This is a genomic window from Cryobacterium sp. TMS1-20-1, assembly GCF_004402355.1.
Taxonomy (GTDB): domain Bacteria; phylum Actinomycetota; class Actinomycetes; order Actinomycetales; family Microbacteriaceae; genus Cryobacterium; species Cryobacterium levicorallinum.
Genome location: NZ_SOGF01000033.1, coordinates 87062 through 109623, shown reverse-complemented (window position 1 = coordinate 109623; position 22562 = coordinate 87062). Strand labels below are relative to the sequence as shown.

Here is a 22562-nt window from a genome sequence, read left to right as displayed (position 1 = left end):
GCGGGAAGCCGCCGTGGTCCGCGCCGCGCGCGACGAAGCGGCACCCTCATTCGTGATTAGTCAGGTTGCTTGGTGGATCCACGTGTCGTTTTCACAGAATCCGCGCCGGACCATTTCGCCTGTCCGGACATCTTCAGTTTGACGCCGCCGACCACCAAAAACCAAACCAAACCACCTGACAGCCCATCGTCACAGGAACACTCCTATGTCGTCACGCCACGAGACGCATAACACCGTCCGAGCATTTTGTAACTTCCACAAGAAACTGATCTGCCCCTCGGGCCAGTGCAGCTCAGACCAAGAGCGGTTCCTGGCCCTCGATATTCGGTTTCACCAGCTTGTTCTGGCGAGTTCGGGCAACGAAATGTTTGCGAAGCTCGACTCGCTGATCTCGGAGGTCCTCATCGGTCGAACTCATCATGGGATGATGCCGTCTCACCCCCACGAAGACGCGCTGCAGCTGCATGTCGACGTTGCGTCTGCCATCCAGCGCGGGGCTTCGGATGTTGCGCAGAGCTCGATGCTGGGAATCATGCAGCGGACCATGGACGAGATGAGCACGATTTGGGCCGCTCCGCATTACAACGGCGATTTCATTCGGAGCTAAATCCTGGGCCAAGAATATGACCAAGTGCGAAAAAAGCTTGCATAAGTATGTTCTTTTGCCCTAACGTCTAGTTCAGAAGCGGATTCAAAGGGATCCACACGCGTCGCTGCTGACGTTCAAGGAGGGATTTCGTGGAGTTCACATTGGCATACGCAATCGGCGGGCCAGACGGAGACGACTCAGGGTCCGGACGATTATCGGTGGGTGGCGCGCTTCCATGGGTATGATTTCAACCCAGGTGCCACCGCCAGCGCTTCGGGTGAAAGCAACCCAGAGCGCCGCCCACGTGGTCGATGCGAAAAAGCGGAACCGCCGCCGCAAGGGCCGGTACACAGGGTTTTTCTTTATTCTGCCCGCCTTGCTGTTCATCTTCGTATTTATGCTCTACCCGCTCGTGTCGTCGGGGTATATGAGCCTGACCGAATACAACTTCGTCTACGACGACGAGCCGAAGTTCATCGGACTTGATAACTACGTGTCGGCATTTGAAGATCCGCAGTTCGTCACGAGCCTGACGAACACGATTGTCTTCGCTACCATCTTCTTCATCATCCTGATGGTGGTGTCGCTCAGCATCGCCCTTTTCCTTTTCCAGAAGATCCGCTTCATTTCCTTCTATCGCAGCGCGATTTTCGTTCCTCTTGTAGTTCCACTTTCTTTGGCGGGGCTCGTGTTCCTGTGGATTCTGCAGCCGAATTACGGTCTGCTCAATCACGTGCTGGCCGAGGTCTTCAATATGCCTTTCCTCGCGCAACCGTGGTTGAGTCAGAGCGGCACAGCCATGGGATCGATCATCGCCTTGTCCCTCTGGGCCACCATCGGCTTCGAGACCATTCTCTTCCTCGCCGGACTGCAATCCATTTCCCCGGAGATCCTTGAAGCCGCAGAGCTCGACGGCGCACGGGGGCTCAAGAAGGTGTTCTTGATTCTGCTGCCGAACCTGCGTGAGACCTACATCCTGACCGCGACCTGGGGCATCCTCCACGCCCTGAAGGTTTTCGTCGAGCCCATGGTCATGACCGATGGCGGACCGGGTACCAGCACGCTCGTGCTCTACCAGCAGGTGTACCTCACTGCATTCACGTATTTCGACATGGGATACGCATCGGCGATGGGTTACATCCTCGGCATCATCATCCTCGTGCTGATCGTGCTCAACTTCCTGTTCCTCCGTAAGAAGGGCGATTCGGGTGTCTAATAAAACACGGATGTCTCAAATAGTACGGATGCCACAGAAAGCAGATTCGTCGTGGTAAGGGGTTCGATCTTTTCCAGGCTCTGGATACACGGGGTGCTCCTTCTCCTGTCGATCATCTTTCTGGCGCCCCTTGCGTATATCCTGCTCAACTCGTTCAAGTCGGCCGATGAAATCTTCCAGGTGCCGCAAAGAATCCTGCCGCAGCAGTGGACGATAGAGAACTACGTCGCGGTGGCGGAAAGCCGCTTCATCGATTACTTCTCCAATACGTTCATTATCACGATTTGCGCAGTGGCACTCGTTGTCGTCCTCAGCTCTCTCGCCGGCTACGGGTTCGCCAAGCTCCCGTTTCGAGGCGCAAATATCGTTCTCCTTGCTATCGTCGGCACTCTGACCGTTCCGCTGGTCATCCTTCTGGTACCGATGTTCCTCATGGAGAATGACTTCGGTCTGCTCAACACGAACCTGGGGCTCATCCTCCCCAATGTGGCTGTCGCGCTTCCCTTCGCCATTCTGATCATGCGGGCGACGTTCATCTCCATCCCGAATGAGATTGAGGAATCAGCCACCATGGATGGCGCCGGCGCCTTCGGAAGGTGGTGGAGGATCATGTTGCCGATGGCCCGGAACGGCGTTGTGCTCGTCACTATCATTACCAGTTACAACGTCTGGGGCGAATACACCTTGGCCAAGACATTGGCAATCGACCCGCCGGCCATGCCGCTTTCTGTGGGCCTTACCCTCCTGAAGGGCGAAGTGTGGCAGTACGGGGTACTGGCGGCCGTGATCGTCCTCGCGACCCTCCCGCCTATCATCATCTTCGTCATCTTCCAGCGGCACATCGTCGCGGGAATCGCCCAGGGGGCGGTGAAAGGGTGATTCGCACCTGACGGTGCCACAGCCTTTCGCACTTCAGGGCGCAGATCGCACAAACGGTCTTCTGTTCGCCTTTGGACTTCACCGATATCTCTTTTTCAATGAAAGGCAAGAATATGAAAAGGCAACGCAAAGTCGCAACCTTGATCGCGTTCGGCGCCACTATGGCGTTGACCGCAGTGGGCTGTGCATCCAACGCTGGAGTTGGCGACGATTCGGAATCGCAGTCGACATCGATCAACGTCGCAGCCCAGGCGTGGATGATCGAGAAGTTCCACATGAACGACATGGTGGACAACTTCGAAGCCGCCAACGAAAGCACCACGGTGAACATCGTGGAGTATCCCGACAACCAGTCGCTGTCCAACTTCGCGCTCCAGTGGAGCCAGGGCAAGTCCAGCCAGGACGTCGTCGTCGTTGACGGGTCTTCCGTTGCCGTGCAGTTCTTGGCCAAGGATCTCATCATCGACTTCAATGAGACCGATTTCTTCGAGGGGCCAACTGCCAAGGAGAACTTCGTCGGCGAGTCGCTTGTCTTTAACGAACTGGACGGCGTGCAATTCGCCATCCCGATCGGCCTCGAGACCTATAACATCAGCGCCAACAAGTCCTATTTCGAAGAAGCAGGGCTGCTGGGTGCTGACGGTGAGATTCCTGCTCCCGAAACCTGGGAGGACCTGTACGACATGGCCGCCGCGATGACCGTCAAGGACGGCAATACCGTGACCCGACCCGGAATGACGATCCAATGGGGACCAAATGCGGTCAGTACCATGATCGCCGTCGAGCAGGCTGTGCGAGGCAGCTTCTATGAAGATGACATCCTCACCTTCGACACTCCGGAGATGCGCGAGGTCCTCGAAATCTGGAAGCGTGGCGTCACGGAGGGCGTGTTCTCCATCGATACTTTTTCCAACAAGGATGCCGGGCGGAGCAACTTCAACGCCGGAAACATCCCAATGGTGCTGGAAACAGCTGCACACGTCCCCGAAGCGATCCCCACGATCGGCGAGGAGAACTCGGTCGTCCTGGCCATGCCCGGATCCGCGGAGAACGGTTCCTACGGATTCACCGCCGGGGTCCTCGTCCCGAGCGCATCGACGAACCAGGACCTCGCTCTGCAGTTCATTCAGGAAGCAATGATGTCCGATGTTCAGGTTGCCTTCGGTGAAGAGTGGGGCAAGCTGCCCGTCATCACGGAACACTTTGACAAGATCGAGGCGCCGTGGAAGACCTCAATGTACGACCTGGTCAAGATCTCTGAGCCAGCGCCGATGTATCGTGATCTCCCGGAAATTCAGGTGACCGGCAAGCAGATGCTGCAGGAGTACCTCACCGGAAGTAGGGACCTCGACACGTTCATCACAGACCTCGAGAAGTTGATCGAGGACGCGAACAAGAGCGCAGAGTAGCGCCGGCTGCGTCAGCAGCATGCGAAACCGTGGAAGGGCTCTGCCCGGCGCAGGGCCCTTCCGCCCTCATGATTTGGCCGAAGTCGACGATTTCTGGGCCCTAACCTGATCGGCAAGCGAAGGAATCTCACATGGTGAACACGTGGACCGGCAAGAACTGGCTGACCGGCGAAGCCGTCACAGTCACCGCCGAAAGGGGAACCATTTCCGGGATCGTTCCGAGCGCCGAGGACACCGATGTGTGGATAGCTCCTGGGCTGATCGACGTGCAGGTGAACGGGATGGGAGGTTTCAACCTTAATGGGGTAGCCCCGTCACCGGATAACCTGCGTGGCACCCTGCTGGCACTGCACAGAGAGGGCGTCACCCGGTTCTGCCCCACGATCGTAACGGGCACGCGGGATGGGATCATCGCGAATTTACGGGCGGTGGCAGAGGCTTGTGCGGCCGATCCACTCGTCGATTACTCGGTCATCGGCATCCATGTCGAGGGTCCGTTCATTTCGCACGAAGACGGCCCGCGTGGAGCGCACAATGCGGCCTGGGTTCGTGACCCCGACTGGGCCGAGTTCCTCGGCTGGCAGGCCGCTGCTGGGGGCAGGATCCGTAAGGTGACCGTCGCACCGGAGAAACCTGGAGCCATCGAGTTTATTGAAAAGCTCTGTGCTAACGGGGTCGTCGCCGCGATCGGTCACAGCGCGGCCAGCGTGGAGGACATCCAGGCCGCAGTCCGGGCCGGCGCGTCGATGTCTACCCATCTCGGCAACGGCGCCCATCCGTATATCAAGCGTCACCCCAACTACATCTGGGCGCAGCTGGCCGAGGACAGGCTTTGGGCCGGGCTTATCCCGGACGGGTTTCACCTGCCACCGACGACGCTTAAGGTCATGGTTAAGGTCAAGGGCCGAAAGGCCATCCTTACCAGTGACGCCTCGTATCTCGCCCAGATGCCAGCCGGTCGATACACAACTCACCACTCGACTGAGGTCATCTTGGAACCGGACGGACTGCTTCACGTGGCCAGCACCCCCGACATCTTGGCGGGCTCCGCGGCCACATTACGGGTCGGCGTGCAAAATATTGCAAACTTCGGGATCGCGGGTCTCGGTGAAGCCATCAACATGGCATCCCTGCATCCAGCGGAGCTGTTCGGCTTGGCTGATTCCGGAGTCGGCACCTTGCGTGTCGGGGGGCCGGCAGACCTGATCACCTACCGCTGGGACGAGGCAAAGGGCCTGAGAGAACTGGTCATAACCGAGACTGTCTCCGGTGGAGAACCTGTTTTTACCCGTTAGCCCGTTTCAGGAGACGCATCATGAATGAGCTTTGGGAAGCCCTTGTAGGCCCCGACATCGTTGTTGATGGCACGGTGCTGGTTAAACATTCCGTGCTAATTCGGGACGGACGGATACAAGGCATCGTGCCCATCGCCCAGCTACCCGCAGAGGTTTCAATACGGGACCTCGGTCCTGGAATACTCACCGCCGGCCTCGTTGATATCCACACCCACGGTGCGGCTGGCCATGGCTACAACGGGGCCGAAATAGCACAGAACCGACAGGCACTGGAGACAATGCTCAGCGCCGGTATCACGACCGTTCTGCCAACCCTGGCGACCGCGCCGATCGACGATATGACCAGGAGCCTGGCCGCGCTGGAAACGCTGCGGAACAGTGCCGGGCTGCCGCGCGTCCCGGGCGCCCACCTTGAGGGGCCCTATTTTTCCATAGCACAGCGCGGCGCACAGGATCCGAACTCGTTGCGCGACCCTGTCGATGGCTCTATCGATCGGCTGCTCGATCAAGCCGACATCATTCGGATGATCAGTTTCGCGCCCGAATTGCCCGGCGCCGTCGCGCTCACCGAAAAACTGGTCGCTCTTGGTATTGTCGCGGCGGCCGGCCACAGTGACGGGCGCGAGAGTGATCTGCTCGCCTGCCAAAATGCAGGATTGAGTCACGTTATCCACGTCTTCAGCGGTCAGTCCACGACGGTCCGGAAGGGGCCGTGGCGACACCCGGGAATGCTGGAGGCGACGCTCGCGTCCGAGGGGCTGACCGTCGAGATGATCGCCGACGGTAAGCACCTACCACCGGCGCTGATGAAGATTGCCCAGCGCTGCCTGACCGGCCGGTTGTGCATAGTGTCTGACTCCACTCCGGGAGCCGGCCTGCCGGATGGGAGTCGTTACAGTATGGGGGCGATGGACTACGTCGTCGAAGATGGCGTCGGAATGACGATGGATCGGTCTTCCTTCGGGGGGAGCACGACGCTCGTCACCGCGATGTTGCCGATCGCCATTGAAACCTTGGGAATCGGTCTGGCTGAAGCGGTTGCCATGGTCACCTCCGTTCCGGCGGCCGCTGCCCGCCTCCAAGATGTCGGTCGCATCGCGCCGGGGTTCCACGCCGATTTCGCTCTGTTCAACTCCGACCTGCGCCTCCGTTCGGTTGCGCTGGCTGGTCAATGGCAGGACGACCTACGACCTTGGTAGACAGGCTGGTCGTCTTGGCTGGCGGTATCGCATTGGAACCAACAGGTCTCGTGCCTAGGGGAGGAGCCCTCTCTGGCTACGCGGGAGGAGGCCACGCTGTTTGCCATCGGCCTGCGCCTGCGGCACAATTTTCACCTCCAGGGCGCACCGAAACCGGCCAATAGGTTCCCGCAGCCACTCTGTGGAGTGGAGGCAACGATGCAAAGAGCATCTTAATTGAACAATTGAAGACATAACGAAGTCGAATCACGAATGCAAAATTTCAGGTCTCTTCCCGTGATTCAGCGAGGTTCACCCTAAAAGAACTGCCTTGAACTGATAAAGACTTGAATAGGTATGCTTTATAGTGCTAGCGTTCGATACGCAACAGTTTCCTTTCCCCTCCGCATCTGCGCGTCACCCATCGCTCGAAACTTCCCCTTCAAAACGGAGAACAGAATGAACATGAACCGTAAACAGATTCTGGCCAGCAGCGTCGCCGTTGCTCTGCTGCTTGGCCTCGCAGGATGCGCCGGCGGTGGGGGAAGTGCTCCTGCTGCTGCCCCCGCCGGGGAACTGGAAATGCCCAGTGAACCTGTGACACTCAACCTGGTTGACGTGTCGGGCGACGTTGTCGTCGCGCAGCCGATGATCGAGGCCTATATGGAGGAGTACCCGCAGTATCTCGCCAAGGTCAATTTCGACACCGGTGACGCCACTGAGATCGCAGGGAAGTTGCAGGCACAACAAGCCGCCGGGGTCTCGCAGATTGACATGGTGCTCACCGGGAACGACGCGCTGGGCGCTGGAATTGAACTGGACCTGTGGCAAAAACTGCTTCCCGACTATGACGAGCAGCTTGGCGAGAGTGTCGCGACCTACCAACCCAACGCGCAGAAGATGCTGGAACTCGCTGACGGATATGCGGTCGTGAACGATTACGGCAACTACGGACCGCTGCTCGAGTACCTGCCGCAGACCGTATCGGACGTGCCAACGACTGCGGACGAATTGATGGCCTGGGCCAAGGCCAATCCGGGCCAGTTCATGTATGCCAGGCCGGCCAACTCCGGGCCTGGACGGGCTTTCGTGCAGGGCCTTCCCTACATTTTGGGCGACACCGACCCGATGGATCCGATCGATGGTTGGGATAAGACCTGGGCGTACCTGGCCGAACTTGGCCAGTACATCGACTATTACCCGTCCGGCACCGGCGCCACGATGCGCGAGTTGGCAGATGGCTCGCGCAGCATCATTGCCAGCTCCGCCGGCTGGGACTTGAATCCGCGCGCGATCGGAACCGTTCCAGCTGAGGCAGACGTTGCAGCGCTCGATGGCACCTCCTGGGTCATGGACTCGAACTTCATCGCAGTCCCCAAGGGCATCTCCGAAGAGAAGCTGGCGGTCGTACTCGACCTCATGAAGTGGATGCTCACCCCGGAGCAGCAGGCGAAGGCCTACGACACCGGATACATGTACCCCGGTCCGGCAGTGGAAGGCGTCACCCTTGGCATGGCGCCTCAGGAGAGCCAGGACGTAGTCAACGAGTTCGGCCGGGAGAAGTATGATGCGCTCCTGGAGGCATACCCCGTTGTCACGCCCGTCGACAACAAGGCTCTGGGCGCGATGTTTGACAAGTGGGATCGCGAAATCGGCGCAGGGATGATCCAGGAATGACCGCCCCCGTGATGGCCGCGGACTTCTCTGAGCTGAAGTTGGAGGGGGTTACCCGGAATTTCGGTAAGTCGGCGGCCCTCACGGACCTCTCGCTTACCGTCAAGCGCGGTGAGTTCGTTGCACTGTTGGGACCGTCGGGCGGTGGAAAATCGACGGCGTTGAATTGCCTAGCCGGACTGCTGCCGCTGAGCGCGGGAACGATTAGCCTAGACGATCGCCGAGTGGATCACCTCGCCCCTGAGCAGCGCGGGTTCGGGATGGTCTTTCAGAATTACGCTCTATTTCCCCACCTCACGGTGCGCGGCAACGTTGCATTTGGACTGCAGATGCGCCGTATTTCGAAACCTGAAATCGAACGGCAAGTAACGGCGGCACTTGCGCTCGTGCAGCTCTCGGCGCACGCCGACAAGCATCCCGGGCAGCTCTCCGGTGGGCAGCAGCAGCGTGTCGCCATCGCTCGCGCCGTCGTGGTTGAGCCGCCAATTGTCCTGATGGATGAGCCTCTCTCGAACCTCGACGCGAAATTGCGGCACGAGATGCGTGGCGAAATGCGGCGGCTCCACCAGGAACTTGGCCTCACCACCATCTATGTCACGCACGATCAGGAGGAAGCGCTCTCTCTGGCGGACCGGCTGGTCGTTCTCAGCGAAGGACGTGTGCAGCAGATTGGCACGCCGGAAGAGATATACCTGCGTCCGGTGAACAGCTTTGTCGCGGACTTCGTGGGTTATCGTAATTTGCTTCCGATGACTATCGACGGAGTGGATCCGACCACGGGGCAACTCACCATGAGCGGTGCGGGCGTACAGCTGCGAGCTGACCCGCGCGTGAACGGGCCATTAACTGGCCCCGTCACGGTCGCCATGCGCCCCGACGACCTCGTGGTGGGTCAGATCGACGGGAATCAGATCGACGCCACCGTGGAATCTGTCGAGTATCAGGGGCGCGACTTCGAGATGCAGGTCAGAACGCAGGCGGACATCCGGCTGTTCCTGCGCACCACCCAGCGTTTGTCGATCGGTGAGCCGGTCGCCATCGGCATTGGTCCGGACCGTTTGGTGGTTTATCCGGCGGACGCGGCCTCGACGGTTGGAGCCTCCGCCCAGCCGTTGCGGGAGCGAGAGGCGGTATAGATGGTCTCGCTCTCATCGAGTTCGCTACGACGAACTCGGAAAGTTTCCCTGCGCCATCGACTGGCAGAGCGCGGTCTCGACCGGATGATCTGGCTAGTCGTACCAGGGTTCCTCTTCGTGATGGTGTTGTTCATTTATCCTGCCCTTTACGGAATTGCGCTGTCGTTTCAGCCCAATGACGACATCGGCTTCTTGGGTAACTACGTCACCTTTTTCACTGACCCGTACCTTTTCGACTCCATTGGTAATACCTTTCGGATCGCACTGCCGGCAGCCGTGATCAATGTCCTCGTGGCGATACCTCTCGCGGTGATCATGAGAGGAATGGTTCGTGGAAAGAGGACCATCAACACGATCCTCATTATCCCCATCAGTCTCGGTACCGTCCTGGTCGCCGAGGGGCTGTTGACCTACCTTGGACCACAGGGTTGGCTGAACCGGACCCTGATGGGCATTGGAGTGATAGATGAGCCGTTGCAGCTGGTGCACAACATCTGGGGTGTCATCATCTCGCTCATCATCACCGGTTTTCCCTTCGCTTTCCTTCTGACGCTCTCATACATCACAGGCATCAATCCCAAGATGGAAGAGGCCGCCAGTACTCTCGGCGCCGGACCGTGGCGAAGGTTTACCCGGATCACGCTCCCGCTGTTGGCCCCCGGGCTGGCGATCACCTTCTGCCTAACATTTGTTCTCGCGTTCTCGGTCTTCCCCTCCGCGGTGCTACTGGGAAATCCGGCAGGAGACTCGCACGTTCTCTCAATTGCGGCCTCTCAGACGGCATTCCAGCAGTATGACTTTCCCCTGGCGTCGACCATCTCGGTCATCACAGCGGTGGTTGAACTGATTGTTGTGGCGCTTGTGCTGTGGTGGCGTTCACACATGTATCGCGGCAGTTCTGCCGATGGGAAGGGTTAGACATGGCAACGCAGCTCGATTCACATGAGCCAAAGGCCGCGCGCAGGCGTTTCCAGCTGATGCGACCCCGTTTTCGGTGGTTGGTCTGGATCGGTGCAATCTTCTTCATCGCGAACTTGGTGGGCGTTATTGCTTCCGTTGTGGCGAACTCTTTTGCAACCGAATGGTTCGACAGCTGGCTGCCTTCAGGCTGGACGACCGAATATTACAAGATGGCCTGGCAGGATTATCAGCTTGCCGACACGCTCTTAGTCACCTTGCAGGTTGCTGTCACCGTCGTCGTCGTGTCCCTCGTGATCGGAACGCCCGCGGCGTATGTATTGGCGCGCCGGGACTTTCCTGGCAAGAAGATTGTGATGCTCTCGTTCTTGCTTCCGATTATGGTGCCGCCGATCACCTTTGGTATTCCGCTGGCGACACTGCTGTACAACATGCAGTTGGGCGGGACCCTTACTGGCGTGATCTTAGCCAACCTCGTGCCAGCAGTCCCCTTCGTCATCCTGGTCATGACTCCGTTCATCGAACAGATTGATCCAAAAATCGAAGCTGCTGCCCGCATGAGCGGGGCACGCACCTGGCAGATATTCACGAGGATCCTGGGACCTTTGGTCGTTCCGGGGCTGCTCGCAGCCGCGCTGCTGGTGCTGGTTCAGACGGTGGCACTGTTCGAACTGACGTTCCTGGTCGCGGGTCCCGGAAACGACACCCTGGTCGTTGCTCTGTACTACTCCGTGTTTGCTTCGGGCATCCGGCCGTCCCAGGCGATCAGCGCTATGGCAGTCATCTATATGCTCACGACCCTGGTGATCTTGATTGTCGCCCTGCGATATGTGAGTCCCACCCAGCTGGTGACCCAGGTCGGCGTACGCCGAGACGAGTGAACCGCCCCCTAACCACACCTGACCAAACTGCCATTGGCACATTGAAAGGAAATACCCCCGTGAAGAATCTGAAATACAACAAGTTGGACGTCTCCATAGCCGCCTCAAATGAGGAACTCGGCGCTACGGCTGCCGCGGCATTCGCCGCAGCAGCGCGATCGGCGCTGGAGACCAAGGACGAGATCGCCGTTATCCTGGCGACGGGTAACTCGCAGTTGAGTTTCGCTCGCGCCGTGCGAGAGCGTGACGATATCGACTGGTCGCGCATCAGCATCCTGCACATGGACGAGTACCTCGGCATGTCTGAGGATCACCCGGCGAGTTTTCGACTCTGGATGCAGGAGAATCTCGTCCAGCATGTCCACCCGAAGGCGTTCTATGGCGTCAACGGAGACCACGTGCCCGTCGAAGAAGAGATCGAGCGCTATTCGGCACTCGTGCGCGACCTGGACCCGGCGATCTGCGTGATGGGGATTGGCGAGAACGGCCACCTGGCTTTCAATGACCCGCCCGCGGATTTCGACACGCACGAAATGATGCGCCTGCTCGACCTTGATGACGCCTGCCGCAACCAGCAGGTGGGCGAGGGTCACTTCGCCTCCCTCGCTGAGACCCCCAAGCAGGCGTTCTCTCTCACCGTGCACGCTCTGCTCCGGCCGCAGGTCGTCTTTGTTTTGACGCCGGAGACTCGCAAGGCTGCCGCCGTTAAGGCGGCACTGGAAGGTCCGGTCACGTCGATGTGCCCTGGTTCCATTCTGCAGACTCAGCCGCAGGCGCACCTATATCTGGACCAGGACTCGGCTTCACTACTTGAGCTCGCGTGAGGTCGGAATCTGGGGCACTCGAGCTAACGATCCTCGGCAGCGGTGATAACCGGCGGCTTCGGGTGCTCGCTCCCGACGCGCTGGGGCTCCGCGATTTTGAAGGAGCGTCGGGGGCTATCGCCGACGGAATGGTTCTCGAGGGGCCCCTTTCGGCCGTGAACGCCAGTGCGCTCCGGGCCAACATTCCATCGTTGCGGCCGCAACCCGTCGGCCTGGCCACGTCTGCGGGGGTGGGGGACAGACTGGGGCTGGCTACCCCCGGGCACGTGCGGGCATTCCGCAAGTACGGTGCTGGCATCGTTCCTGTTTTCGCGCAGCAGTCGATGCGCGAAATGGATCGCTTGGAGCGAACCCCGCAGCAGGTGTTGGATGACGCCACCTTCGGATGTCTGGAGGGCGGCTGGGTCGGTGCCGTCGGTGCCGATGCTGACCACTTGAAGTCGACCGTTGAGATCGACCGTTGTCTGGCGGCGGGATTCACCTCCTTCACCCTGGACCCGGGCGAGCATGTCAGAGACGTGCCGGCTGTCGTGTCGACCGAGGTTCTGGGGGGTCTGCCGTGGGCAGCTCTGGAAGACGATGCCGAGTCCATGGCCCGGCGCTATACCGGTTTGGCCGTCGAGGCCGAAGGCACGGTCATCCGCATCGAGGAGGAAGATATTCGGCGGGCGGCCGCTAAGTACGGAGATGCTGTGGCCTACACGGTCTCCATGTACCGACACCTCCTGGAGCACGCTGGGTATCCGGTCGAGGTCGAAGTCTCGGTGGATGAAACCGAGTCGCCGACCACCGTGGCCGAGCACGTCTACATGGCCACGGAGATGAAACGGCTCGGGATGACCTGGGTCAGTTTCGCCCCGCGCTATGTCGGCGGATTTGAAAAAGGAATCGAGTACCTCGGAGACACGACCGTGTTCTTCAACAGCCTCGTCGCCCACGCGAGCATTGCCAGGGCGATGGGCCCGTACAAGATCAGCCTTCACTCTGGGTCGGATAAATTCAGCATCTATGAGCTAGCAGTGGCCGCGACAGGAAGGCTTGTTCACCTGAAAACCTCAGGTACCAGCTATCTGGAGGCCCTAGGGGTTGCGGCGCGCCGCGATCCCGCTCTGTTTAGGGAAATCTACGACGTGAGCCGCGATGCCTATCGGAGCACTAGAGCTAGCTACCAGGTCTCGGCGCAACTGGAGCGGACAGCGGTCGCCGGTGACTTCACCGATGAGCAGCTCCCGGCCCTCGTCACGAATCGAGATAGCCGCCAAATTCTGCATGTGGGTTACGGCGCCGTCCTGACGAGTCGGGACGACCACGGATCCCGGTGGATGTCCGACGCGCTCCGGTCGTTGCTCTCCACGCGTGCCGAGGAGTACGAGTTGGCGCTTGAAACGCATCTGGGGCGGCACCTCGTGCCGTTCGCGGAGCCGAGCCGATGAGCGCGGTTCCTTCTCCTCGGGAGTTGTTCGATTTGAGCGGTGCGCGGGCGGCCCTCGTCGGCGGCACCGGCGTCTTGGGCGGTCGCTTCGCCCGGTGTCTAGCGGCGGCCGGCGCCGAGGTCGTTGTCCTCGGTCGCTCGATCGAACGTGGCGAGGCGGTGCGGGAGAGTATCAGCAGCATTGGGGGCAGGGCCGAGTTCATCCCCGTCGATGTGTCAGACCGGAGCACCGTCGAAGTGGCCGCGGCCTCGCTGGAGGCAATGGGTGGTCTCGACATTTTGGTGAACGCGCCCGGACTAAATAACACCGTGCCGTTCGCCGATATCACCGACGAAGCCTGGAATCGACTGATCGATGTTAATCTCACCTCGGTGTTTCGTACCTGTCAGCTCTTTGCGCCGCTGATGCACGGTCGGGCGCAGAGCGCGTCCATCATCAACATCTCATCAGCATCTTCTGGTCCGCCGCTCAGTCGGGTCGGGGGCTACGGCGTGGCGAAGGCCGGTGTCAACAACCTCACCCAATATCTCGCGCGCGAACTGGCCGGTGATGGTATTCGGGTCAACGCCATCCTCCCTGGATTCTTCCCGGCCGAACAGAACCGTGCGCTGCTGACGCCGGAGCGGGTTGACGCCATTACCGGCCACACTCCGCTCGCCCGACTCGGGCGGCCGGAAGAACTCGACGGTGCGTTGCTCTGGCTTGCATCCTCCCGAGCGTCCGGCTTCGTCACGGGTTCCCTGGTGCATGTTGACGGCGGTTTCTCGGCCATGACAATCTGACCCGCGCGAACAGGCACTTTAACAGCTCAACCGCATTGAAAGGCAATCATGAAAATCGACAAGGCTGAAGTCATCGTCACTAGCCCTGACCGCAACTTCGTCACCCTCAAGCTCACCACCGATGACGGCCTCACCGGTCTCGGTGACGCCACCCTGAACGGGCGCGAGCTGGCCGTGGTCGCCTACCTCACTGAGCACGTCGTGCCGCTGTTGCTTGGGCGGGACGCCCAGAATATCGAGGACACCTGGCAGTTTTTGTACCGCAGCGCGTACTGGCGTCGCGGCCCGGTGACCATGGCTGCGATCTCGGCCGTGGACGTCGCCCTCTGGGATATCAAAGCCAAGGCCGCCGGGATGCCGCTGTACCAGCTGCTGGGCGGCGCGTCACGGACCGGACTGCTCGCCTACGGCCACGCCTCCGGCAAATCCCTGCCCGAGGTCTTCGCCAGTGTGAACTCGCACCTCGAACAGGGCTACAAGGCCATTCGCGTGCAGACCGGTGTTCCCGGACTCGAGTCCATTTACGGAATCGCGTCGAACAAGGGTCTGCCCGGCAACGAGGGTGTGCGTTACGACCACGAGCCGGCCCAGCGCGGTGCACTGCCCGCCGAGGAAGACTGGGACACCCGGGCGTACCTGCGGCACGTGCCCACCGTTTTCGAGGCCGTGCGCAACGAGTTCGGCCCAGAGCTGCCGCTGCTTCACGACGGTCATCACCGGATGACGCCGATCCAGGCTGCTCAGCTCGGCAAGTCGCTCGAGCCGTATGACCTGTTCTGGCTCGAAGACTGCACGCCGGCCGAGAATCAGGAAGCCTTGCGGCTGGTACGCCAGCACACCACGACGCCGCTCGCGATCGGTGAGGTCTTCAACTCGATCTGGGACTACCAGCAGATCATCCGCGAGCAGCTCATCGACTACGTGCGCAGCGCGGTCACTCACACCGGCGGTATCACGCATCTCAAGAAGATTCTCGAGTTTGCAGGCCAGTACCAGATCAAGTCGGGCATGCACGGCCCGACCGACATCTCGCCGGTCGGCATGGCCGCAGCCATGCACCTGGGCCTGGCCATCCATAACTTCGGTATTCAGGAATACATGAAGCACGGCGACAAGACCAACGCGGTCTTCGAGCAGTCCTACAGCTGGAACAACGGCATGCTGCACCCGGGCAACAAGCCAGGGCTCGGCGTTGAACTAGACGTGGACGAAGCGGGCAAGTACCCGTACGCCACCGCCTACCTGCCGTACAACCGGCTGGCCGACGGAACGGTGCACGACTGGTGAACGAGCTCGTCAGCAGCGTTGTGGCCACGCCAACGAGCATGGCCGCCGAGCAGGTCGTGGTGATGGGGGTATCGGGTTCGGGAAAGAGCACCATCGGCGCACTGCTCGCGCACGCGCTCGTCGTGCCGTTTCTCGATACTGACGGCCTGCACCCGCCGTCCAACATCGTCAAGATGGCCAGCGGCGTGCCCTTGACGGATGCTGACCGCTGGCCGTGGCTCGCACTGGTCGGCCAGGCCCTGGCCGAGGCCGGCGCTGCGGGCACCGGACTGGTGATCGCCTGCTCCGCACTGAAACGCGTCTACCGCGACGCGATCGTCGCTGCCGCCCCCAACGTGCGCTTCGTGCACCTGGCCGGCACGCTCGACGTGCTCGGCAACCGGCTCGAGGGGCGCCGCGAACACTTCATGCCGCCGGCCCTGCTCCGGTCGCAGCTGGCGACATTGGAAGAACTGCAGGGCGACGAGCCGGGCTTTGCCGTGGACATCGACCAGCCGGCGTTGAACGTCGTCACGGAATCCGTCGCCCGGTTGAGCGCACCGCAGCTGCCGGCATCCGTTGTGATCGGTGTTGGTCAGGGCGGGCTGCCCGTCGTTCGGGTGAATGGGCGGGCCGGCGCGGCCGAGGTGTACCTGCAGGGTGCGCACGTGACGAGCTGGTCGCCGGCTGGGGCTTCCTCGGTCCTGTGGATGAGTGAGTTCAGCGAGTTCGCCCCCGGAAAGCCCATTCGTGGTGGCGTGCCGATCTGCTTCCCCTGGTTCGGTCCGCATGAAACGGATGCGACGGCCCCGCCCCACGGGTTCGCCCGCCTCGCCGAATGGCGGCTGGTGCAGGCCAGCGAGGTCGGCGACAGTGTCGAGCTGGTCTTCGGCCTGACCGACAACGACCTTCGGTCTACCTGGCCATACCGGTTTGAGGCTCTGTACACGGTGACGGTCGGCGCCCGGCTCGGCCTCGCGTTGCAAGTGCGCAACCTTGATGACGTGGCGGTGACGTTCGCGGACGCGTTTCACACCTACTTAAACGTTGCTGATGTGCACGATGTTGAGGTCTCGGGATTCGAAGATCTTGCCTTTATCGACCGGCTGGCCGAGCCCTCGGCGCAGTTCGCCGAAGGACACCCGGTGACGTTTTTAGCCGAGACAGATCGGATTTACCTCGGTACCAGCGCTGCGGCGCACATCTCGGACGGGACCGGGCGCAGCCTGTCGATCTCCACCGAAGGCTCTCAGAGTCGGGTGGTCTGGAACCCCTGGATCGCCAAGGCGGCAGCAATGCCCGACTTCGGCGCCGATGAATGGACCGGCATGGTGTGCGTCGAAACCGCCAATGTGTTGAGTGACACGATCACGCTGGCGCCGGGGGAGACCCACACCATGAGTGCGGTGATCGCGCAGGATCTCTGACAGCGGATGCCGCCGGCCGAGCCGCTCTGTGCCCGCGACCGCGCCCGATACGGGTAGCCGCTACGGTAACCGGCGTAGCGGCTACCCGTATCGGGCGCGGTCATCCGCTCGACAGCGCTCGCCCACCTTCACGCAAATGAGGGATAGATAATTTCCAACTACTATTATGATGGTTATTAACCGTCAAAATGTCAGATAGGAAAGGGGTATCACTCATGATCTTCGCAACGCCAATGCTCGACGCTCGAGAGCTTGAAGTGCTGGTCGAGATTGAAGCGCTCAAGATCAAACTCCAATTCCAACTGAACGAGCCCAAGAGATGGACTGGCTCCCTTCGGCGCCTGTCTTTTGCACGCAATATCCGAGGCTCCAACAGCATCGAAGGATTCGATGCAACCCTGGACGATGCGGCGGCCGTCGCGCTGGGTGAAGAACCGCTTGACGCCTCCACGGAAACTCGATTGGCATTGGATGGGTATCGCAATGCGATGACCTACGTTCTCCAGATTGCGCAAGAGCCGCACGTTGAGGCCAGCGAGGCGCTGATAAAGAGCCTGCACTTCATGATGACGCACTACGACCTCAAGAACTCACCGGGCCGGTGGCGACCGGGGGCGATCTACGTCCGCGATGAAGAATCGGGCGAGATTGTGCATGAAGGAGCCGACGTCGATGAAGTTCCCGCGCTCATGGCGGAGCTCGTCAACGACCTCAACAGCAACACGGCTGATCCGCCAGTCATTCGAGCAGCCATGGCCCACCTCAATTTGGTGATGATCCATCCATTTCGCGATGGCAATGGACGAATGTCGCGCTGTCTGCAGAGCCTAATACTGGCAGCCGAAGGGGTGTTGTCGCCAGTCTTCATGAGCGTTGAGGAGTACCTCGGGAAAAACACTCAGGCCTACTATCAAGTGCTTGCCGACGTCGGCGGAGGGCACTGGAACCCGACGCGCGACGCTCGACCTTGGATCCGTTTCATGCTGACGGCCCACCTCAGGCAGGCTGAGACGCTTCAGCGACGAGTCAAAGAGAGCGAGCGGCTCTGGGTAGAGCTTGAACGCATTCGAGTTAGGCAGGGGCTACCAGAGCGAGTCATTTCTGCCCTGTTTGACGCGGCATACGGGTACCGAGTTCGCAATGCCACGTATCGGGCTGTACTCGCGCAGGACGAGGAGGTCTCAGAGCAGACTGCCGGTCGCGATCTCAAACAATTAGTCGACGCCGGACTACTTAAATCAGTGGGTGAACGTCGAGGACGACACTACGTGGCGAACGAAGAGTTGCAGGCGCTGCGAAGAGCCATCTTCGGAGCCAAGGCTCCACGGAGCCTTGCTGATCCGTTTGCGATCAAGGCGGAGTCTGGGCCCGAGTAGCCGGCACGTCTTGTGATCCGACGTAATCGCAAATCTTGCAGCTTGGCGTCGGCGGCGAGGAAACTGTGGAGGTCGAAGCGGATGCCGACGGAACATCCCCGACGCGTCCTCGCGGCCGTTCCACCCGCGACCGCCCCCGATACCGGTAGCCGCTACGGTAACCGGCGTAGCGGCTACCCATATCGGGCGCACTCCTGGTAGCGGGAGGCTACGTGGGCTCTTCCTCGTTGGTGACCGTCTCGATCCAATCGACGTCTTCGTCGGTCAGGTAGAAGTCCGATTCCTCGTTCTCGCTATCGAGGACGGCCGAACCTCCGGCCCGTGTGACCTCCGCGACGACCTTCGGCGGCACGGCATCGCCGTTGTTCTCCATCAACCATTGCCTCGTCGACGGCGTCAGCTTGGGCCACCACAGTTCGATATTCATACGGCGCAGTCTGCCATGCCCGCCGGTTCAGCGCGAGGTCAGCGCACGGAGGCCTCCCGCACAGCGAGGGACGCGGTGGGATAAAACAGGGCACGATGAATGGTGACGGTCATCCGTTCTCCCACCAGCGGCCGACGGCCGGTGACGCGGCAGCGAACCCGTACGCCGGCCCAATCCACGATTACATCATTGCCGCTGCGGCCGAACAATGACGAGGTGACTTCGGCGGCACCATCGATGTCGGCGTCGAGCCGCACGTCCTCCGGCAGAACGGCGAGGGTTCCCTCCTCGCCGAATTGAAACCGAGTACCGAGAACGTCGGGTCCAACCGCGCACGGGTGGTTCGATGCAGTGAAACCTGCGGAGTGCACCACTCCTTCGAAAAGAGTTGCGTCGGCCATGAACCGCGCCACGCTGGCGCTTGCGGGGTATGACACCAGTTCCGGTGGCGACGCGATCTGTTGAATGCTCCCCTGGTCGAGCACAACCACCCGGTCGGCGAGAGCGAGCGCTTCGTCGCGGTCGTGCGTCACGTGCACCACGGTCAACCCGATGGAGCGAGTCAACGACTGGAGCTCCAGGCGAAGAGCATCGCGCAACGGCTCATCGAGTGCCGAAAGCGCTTCATCGAGAAGCAGCACTTGGGGGTTGCCGACCAGCGCTCGGGCGAGTGCCACCCGCTGGCGTTGCCCACCCGAAAGCGTGGTCGGATTTCGGGTGCCGAAACCTTCGAGCCCAACCAGCTGCATAACCGCCGCGACGCGCTCCTCCCGCTCGACTCTGGATACTTTTGCGAGCTTCAACGGGTAGGCGATGTTGCGGGCGACGTTCCAGTGCGGCCAGACAGCATGCTGCTGAAAGACCATTCCGAGGTGTCGCCGTTCCGGCGCTACATTCGTCGTCGCGTTCGCGACCACGAATTCACCGATGCGGATCAGACCGGTGGTCGGAGCCAGAAAACCGGCAATTGTGCGCAACAACGTCGTTTTGCCCGAACCGGACGGACCGACGAGGGCAACGAATTCGCCGTCGGCGATACGCAGGTCGATGGCGTCGAGGCCAACGGTGCCATCGGGATAGGTCAAGCCGACCGAGTGCAGATCTACAGATGCCATGATGCGTCCTCCTAAGGGTTAGCGGCGGGATTGCCGTGCGGTGAGCCCCAGGCCAGCAAGGCCGAGCACGGTGACGACGAGGGAGAGAGCGGATGCTGCATTGTAGGAACCGGCCTGCTGCAGACTAAAGATGGTGACGCCCAGAGTCTGGGAGCCGGGCGCGAGCAGCAGCACGGAAATGGTCAGCTCACGAACCGCCGTCAGGACCACCAGCGTGCCGCCGGCGATCGCGGCTGGTATCGCCATACGCCACGAGATGTCCACGAGAGCGCGCAGCCGGCTCGCCCCCGACGCTCGCGCTGCTTCCTCCGCGGTCAGAGGCGTCGACCGAAGCGGAGCGCTCACCGACTGCACGACGAGGGCGATGAACGCCATAACGTAAGCGCACAGGATCAACCACGAGGTGTTGAACAGTCCGATTCGCGGGGCGATAATCAGCCAGCTCACGGCGATGACGAGCCCCGGCAGCGCCTGCGGCAACATCGCGACCGCGCGCAGCATCCCGTTCGAGCGGGCTCGAGTTCGTGTCACGAGGGTGCCGATGGCGAGGCCGAGAACCGTGCAGATCACGCCGGCCAGCACCGAGAGCATGATGGAGTTGGCCGCTCCGGCGATGGCGTTGGGCGACGTCGTTGCGCGCTTCAGATTATCCAGCGTGATGTTCTGCAAGGTCAGCGGAATTCCCGGTGCCGGCAACAGGGCCTGACTGATCAGGGCGAGCAGGGGCAGCACTGTTAGAGCCAGCAGAGTGCCCCACGTGGTGACCGTCGTGGCCAGTCGCCAGCGCCCAAGGCCAAGCAACTGCGCTGGCGAAGCGGATGCGTCCAGCTCCCAGGTGCTGCGTGCCGCCAGAATATCGACAATCATGGCCACTACCGCGCACAACATCAGTATCGCCCCGACCGTTGCGACCACTTGGAGTGGATCGTCGACGGTTCCGGACTGGATGTACCGATAAACGAGGGTGGACAGGGTGACATAGCGTTCCGGCAGCCCGATGATCGACGGAATTCCGAAGTCAGCGAGGTTGGACACTGCGATCAGGGTGAAGGCTGAGAGAAAGGCCGGACGCAACAGCGGCAACGTGATGTGTCGCACGGCGCGCCCGATCGAGGCCCCGCTAATGCGGGCGGCCTGCTCCAGGTCGGACGGCACTCGCCGTAGTGCAGCCGCGACGATGACGTACGCAACGGGATAGGAATGCACGGTGAGCAGAAATACCACTCCATCACCGCCATGAATGTTCCACAGGGGGGACCCGAACCATTGCGTCCACAAGGTATTGACCGGTGCTGCCGGGCCGGCGATCCCAATCCAGGCGATCGCTCCCACAAACGGCGGAACCAGGAGCGGTGATAGAGCGAATAACCGAAGGACCCGACGGCCGGGCAGGTCGCTGCGATCCAACAAGAGGGCGATGACGGTGCCAACAATGACGGCGAACAGGGCCGATACGGAGGCCGAGACAATACTGTTCAGACCCGCCTGCGCGACATCACCGGTCAGGAGCAGCTCCAGTCGATTCTGACTGAAGGCGAGGGCGAGAAGTGCGCCGAGCGGGAGCAGTATGACAGCGGATACCGCGCACCACAATGCCACCCGCACCGCGTCAACACCATCCACCCGCGCGAACCGAGATGGCCGGGAAGCGCGACGGGCCCGGTCGGATTCGACCGGGCCCTGATGGAGCAATTTACTGGAAGAGCTCATTGAATCGGGCCACTGCCGCAGCCTGGATCACACTGATGACCGCGAGGTCAGGGGTGATGATCGTAATATCGTCCATCGACGGCGCGCCATCGGGGGTTCCGACGTCGCTGCGCACCGGCAGGTAGGACTGGCTGACGGCGAGGGTCTGACCGGCTTCACTCACCAGGAAGTCGACGAAGGCCTCGGAGGCTGCCTGCTCGTCGGTGCTGGCGAAGATGCCGACCGGCTGGGAGACGTACGGCACGCCCTCGCTCGGGTAGATGAGGTCGATCGGAGATCCGGCGGCCTTCAGCTCGCGGGCCAGGTAGTCCACGACGATACCGACGGAGCTGGTTCCGGATGCGACGGCCTGGGAAACAGGCCCGTTGCTTTCCGCAATGATCGGCTTGTTGGCCGCGAGTGCCTGCAGCCACGTGTCGCCGAGCTCGTCAGAGTCGCTCCAGACCGCGGCGTTGTACGCTGCAGCACCGGAAACATCGGGGTTCGGCATGGTGATCTGGCCGGCATAGCCGGCGTCGGTGAGGTCCTGCCACGACGTCGGCGGAGTGTCGACGAGGTTGGTGTTGTAGGCGATCACGGTGGGAATGATGCGCGTCCCCACGTAGAAGCCCTCGGGGTCCACGACGTCCTGGTCGAGGGACTCGACGTCGGCGGGGGAATAGGCGAGGAGAAGGTCATCCGTTTTGTAGCGTTCGAAGGTTCCGGCATCTGCAGCGAGAAGCACGTCGGCCTGCACGTCGCCGCTCACGCGCTCGGATTCGATGCGCGCGGTGAGATCGCCGGTGCCGGCGCGGAACACCTCGACCGTGATCTCGGGGTGGTTGACATTGAATGCGCTCACCACGGCATCGATCTTCTCCTGTGGCTCCGAGGTATACAGGGTGATGGTCGCCTCGTCGGCAACCACGGTGGATGCGTCGCCTGCCGCAGTGGAGGCGTCGGCCGGGGCGCTGCATCCGGTCAGAGCTATCCCGATCAGCGCTAATGCCGCTGCGGGAGCGAGAGATTTTCTCAAAGACATGTCTTT

20 protein-coding genes are annotated in these 22562 nt (G+C 61.2%); 16 read left to right on the top strand and 4 right to left on the bottom strand.

What is annotated here, in order from left to right; genetic code table 11:
* Positions 1 to 205 precede the first annotated feature (205 nt).
* The 16 genes from E3O45_RS07845 to E3O45_RS07770 all read left to right on the top strand — a co-directional run bounded on the left by E3O45_RS07845 (position 206) and on the right by E3O45_RS07770 (position 18283).
* Positions 206 to 607, top strand: a complete 402-nt coding sequence (locus E3O45_RS07845) for a FadR/GntR family transcriptional regulator (RefSeq protein ID WP_134442888.1) — start codon at positions 206 to 208, stop codon at positions 605 to 607.
* Between the two features lie 217 nt (positions 608 to 824).
* On the top strand, positions 825 to 1805 hold the full coding sequence (locus E3O45_RS07840; protein ID WP_198418237.1) for a carbohydrate ABC transporter permease: 981 nt from the start codon (positions 825 to 827) through the stop codon (positions 1803 to 1805).
* 93 nt (positions 1806 to 1898) lie between these two features.
* On the top strand, positions 1899 to 2684 hold the full coding sequence (locus E3O45_RS07835; RefSeq protein WP_198418236.1) for a carbohydrate ABC transporter permease: 786 nt from the start codon (positions 1899 to 1901) through the stop codon (positions 2682 to 2684).
* A 113-nt stretch (positions 2685 to 2797) separates the two neighbouring features.
* The gene (locus E3O45_RS07830) at positions 2798 to 4093 is read left to right on the top strand and encodes an ABC transporter substrate-binding protein (protein ID WP_166789429.1); all 1296 of its coding nucleotides are present in this window, start codon (positions 2798 to 2800) and stop codon (positions 4091 to 4093) included.
* A gap of 131 nt (positions 4094 to 4224) precedes the next feature.
* The gene (locus tag E3O45_RS07825; RefSeq protein ID WP_134442886.1) at positions 4225 to 5388 is read left to right on the top strand and encodes an N-acetylglucosamine-6-phosphate deacetylase; all 1164 of its coding nucleotides are present in this window, start codon (positions 4225 to 4227) and stop codon (positions 5386 to 5388) included.
* A 20-nt stretch (positions 5389 to 5408) separates the two neighbouring features.
* Positions 5409 to 6587 (top strand): N-acetylglucosamine-6-phosphate deacetylase, encoded by a 1179-nt coding sequence (locus E3O45_RS07820; protein ID WP_134442885.1) that lies wholly within the window; start codon positions 5409 to 5411, stop codon positions 6585 to 6587.
* A gap of 438 nt (positions 6588 to 7025) precedes the next feature.
* Positions 7026 to 8243: an ABC transporter substrate-binding protein gene (locus E3O45_RS07815; protein WP_134442884.1), complete on the top strand. Its 1218-nt coding sequence runs from the start codon at positions 7026 to 7028 to the stop codon at positions 8241 to 8243.
* Complete coding sequence (locus E3O45_RS07810) at positions 8240 to 9376, top strand: ABC transporter ATP-binding protein (protein WP_241985274.1); 1137 nt, start codon at positions 8240 to 8242, stop codon at positions 9374 to 9376. The genes E3O45_RS07815 and E3O45_RS07810 overlap by 4 nt, the downstream gene beginning before the upstream one ends.
* A 120-nt stretch (positions 9377 to 9496) precedes the next feature.
* Positions 9497 to 10294, top strand: coding sequence for an ABC transporter permease (locus tag E3O45_RS07805; RefSeq protein WP_241985277.1), 798 nt, complete (start codon positions 9497 to 9499; stop codon positions 10292 to 10294).
* Between the two features lie 2 nt (positions 10295 to 10296).
* Complete coding sequence (locus E3O45_RS07800) at positions 10297 to 11175, top strand: ABC transporter permease (RefSeq protein ID WP_134442882.1); 879 nt, start codon at positions 10297 to 10299, stop codon at positions 11173 to 11175.
* Positions 11176 to 11234: 59 nt separating this feature from the next.
* Positions 11235 to 11999 carry a glucosamine-6-phosphate deaminase gene (locus E3O45_RS07795; RefSeq protein ID WP_166789428.1) on the top strand — a complete coding sequence of 255 codons (765 nt, stop codon included), beginning with the start codon at positions 11235 to 11237 and terminating at the stop codon, positions 11997 to 11999.
* 62 nt (positions 12000 to 12061) lie between these two features.
* Positions 12062 to 13432, top strand: coding sequence for a tagaturonate epimerase family protein (locus E3O45_RS07790; RefSeq protein WP_166789427.1), 1371 nt, complete (start codon positions 12062 to 12064; stop codon positions 13430 to 13432).
* On the top strand, positions 13429 to 14214 hold the full coding sequence (locus E3O45_RS07785; protein WP_134442879.1) for an SDR family oxidoreductase: 786 nt from the start codon (positions 13429 to 13431) through the stop codon (positions 14212 to 14214). The genes E3O45_RS07790 and E3O45_RS07785 overlap by 4 nt, the downstream gene beginning before the upstream one ends.
* A 48-nt stretch (positions 14215 to 14262) precedes the next feature.
* Positions 14263 to 15501 (top strand): D-mannonate dehydratase ManD, encoded by a 1239-nt coding sequence (manD, locus tag E3O45_RS07780; RefSeq protein ID WP_134442878.1) that lies wholly within the window; start codon positions 14263 to 14265, stop codon positions 15499 to 15501.
* Complete coding sequence (locus E3O45_RS07775; RefSeq protein WP_134442877.1) at positions 15498 to 16907, top strand: gluconokinase, GntK/IdnK-type; 1410 nt, start codon at positions 15498 to 15500, stop codon at positions 16905 to 16907. The genes manD and E3O45_RS07775 overlap by 4 nt, the downstream gene beginning before the upstream one ends.
* A 215-nt stretch (positions 16908 to 17122) precedes the next feature.
* Complete coding sequence (locus tag E3O45_RS07770) at positions 17123 to 18283, top strand: Fic family protein (RefSeq protein ID WP_166789426.1); 1161 nt, start codon at positions 17123 to 17125, stop codon at positions 18281 to 18283.
* A 208-nt stretch (positions 18284 to 18491) separates the two neighbouring features.
* On the opposite strand, the gene E3O45_RS07765 is transcribed toward E3O45_RS07770, so the two are convergent.
* The 4 genes from E3O45_RS07765 to E3O45_RS07750 form a co-directional block, all read right to left on the bottom strand.
* The gene (locus E3O45_RS07765) at positions 18492 to 18710 is read right to left on the bottom strand and encodes a hypothetical protein (RefSeq protein WP_134442875.1); all 219 of its coding nucleotides are present in this window, start codon (positions 18708 to 18710) and stop codon (positions 18492 to 18494) included.
* 38 nt (positions 18711 to 18748) lie between these two features.
* A complete protein-coding gene (locus tag E3O45_RS07760) occupies positions 18749 to 19825 on the bottom strand; it encodes an ABC transporter ATP-binding protein (RefSeq protein ID WP_134442874.1) in 1077 nt (358 codons plus the stop codon).
* Between the two features lie 18 nt (positions 19826 to 19843).
* Complete coding sequence (locus tag E3O45_RS07755; RefSeq protein ID WP_134442873.1) at positions 19844 to 21448, bottom strand: iron ABC transporter permease; 1605 nt, start codon at positions 21446 to 21448, stop codon at positions 19844 to 19846.
* A 70-nt stretch (positions 21449 to 21518) separates the two neighbouring features.
* The gene (locus E3O45_RS07750) at positions 21519 to 22556 is read right to left on the bottom strand and encodes an ABC transporter substrate-binding protein (RefSeq protein ID WP_134442872.1); all 1038 of its coding nucleotides are present in this window, start codon (positions 22554 to 22556) and stop codon (positions 21519 to 21521) included.
* Positions 22557 to 22562 lie beyond the last annotated feature (6 nt).

What these genes read in the sequence shown, in the direction of transcription:
- E3O45_RS07845 (WP_134442888.1), top strand. Translation starts at nt 206, where the DNA reads ATGTCGTCACGCCACGAGACGCATAACACCGTCCGAGCATTTTGTAAC.
- E3O45_RS07840 (WP_198418237.1), top strand. Translation starts at nt 825, where the DNA reads ATGGGTATGATTTCAACCCAGGTGCCACCGCCAGCGCTTCGGGTGAAA.
- E3O45_RS07830 (WP_166789429.1), top strand. Translation starts at nt 2,798, where the DNA reads ATGAAAAGGCAACGCAAAGTCGCAACCTTGATCGCGTTCGGCGCCACT.
- E3O45_RS07825 (WP_134442886.1), top strand. Translation starts at nt 4,225, where the DNA reads ATGGTGAACACGTGGACCGGCAAGAACTGGCTGACCGGCGAAGCCGTC.
- E3O45_RS07820 (WP_134442885.1), top strand. Translation starts at nt 5,409, where the DNA reads ATGAATGAGCTTTGGGAAGCCCTTGTAGGCCCCGACATCGTTGTTGAT.
- E3O45_RS07815 (WP_134442884.1), top strand. Translation starts at nt 7,026, where the DNA reads ATGAACATGAACCGTAAACAGATTCTGGCCAGCAGCGTCGCCGTTGCT.
- E3O45_RS07810 (WP_241985274.1), top strand. Translation starts at nt 8,240, where the DNA reads ATGACCGCCCCCGTGATGGCCGCGGACTTCTCTGAGCTGAAGTTGGAG.
- E3O45_RS07805 (WP_241985277.1), top strand. Translation starts at nt 9,497, where the DNA reads ATGGTGTTGTTCATTTATCCTGCCCTTTACGGAATTGCGCTGTCGTTT.
- E3O45_RS07800 (WP_134442882.1), top strand. Translation starts at nt 10,297, where the DNA reads ATGGCAACGCAGCTCGATTCACATGAGCCAAAGGCCGCGCGCAGGCGT.
- E3O45_RS07785 (WP_134442879.1), top strand. Translation starts at nt 13,429, where the DNA reads ATGAGCGCGGTTCCTTCTCCTCGGGAGTTGTTCGATTTGAGCGGTGCG.
- manD (WP_134442878.1), top strand. Translation starts at nt 14,263, where the DNA reads ATGAAAATCGACAAGGCTGAAGTCATCGTCACTAGCCCTGACCGCAAC.
- E3O45_RS07770 (WP_166789426.1), top strand. Translation starts at nt 17,123, where the DNA reads ATGATCTTCGCAACGCCAATGCTCGACGCTCGAGAGCTTGAAGTGCTG.
- E3O45_RS07765 (WP_134442875.1), bottom strand. Translation starts at nt 18,710, where the DNA reads ATGAATATCGAACTGTGGTGGCCCAAGCTGACGCCGTCGACGAGGCAA.
- E3O45_RS07760 (WP_134442874.1), bottom strand. Translation starts at nt 19,825, where the DNA reads ATGGCATCTGTAGATCTGCACTCGGTCGGCTTGACCTATCCCGATGGC.
- E3O45_RS07750 (WP_134442872.1), bottom strand. Translation starts at nt 22,556, where the DNA reads ATGTCTTTGAGAAAATCTCTCGCTCCCGCAGCGGCATTAGCGCTGATC.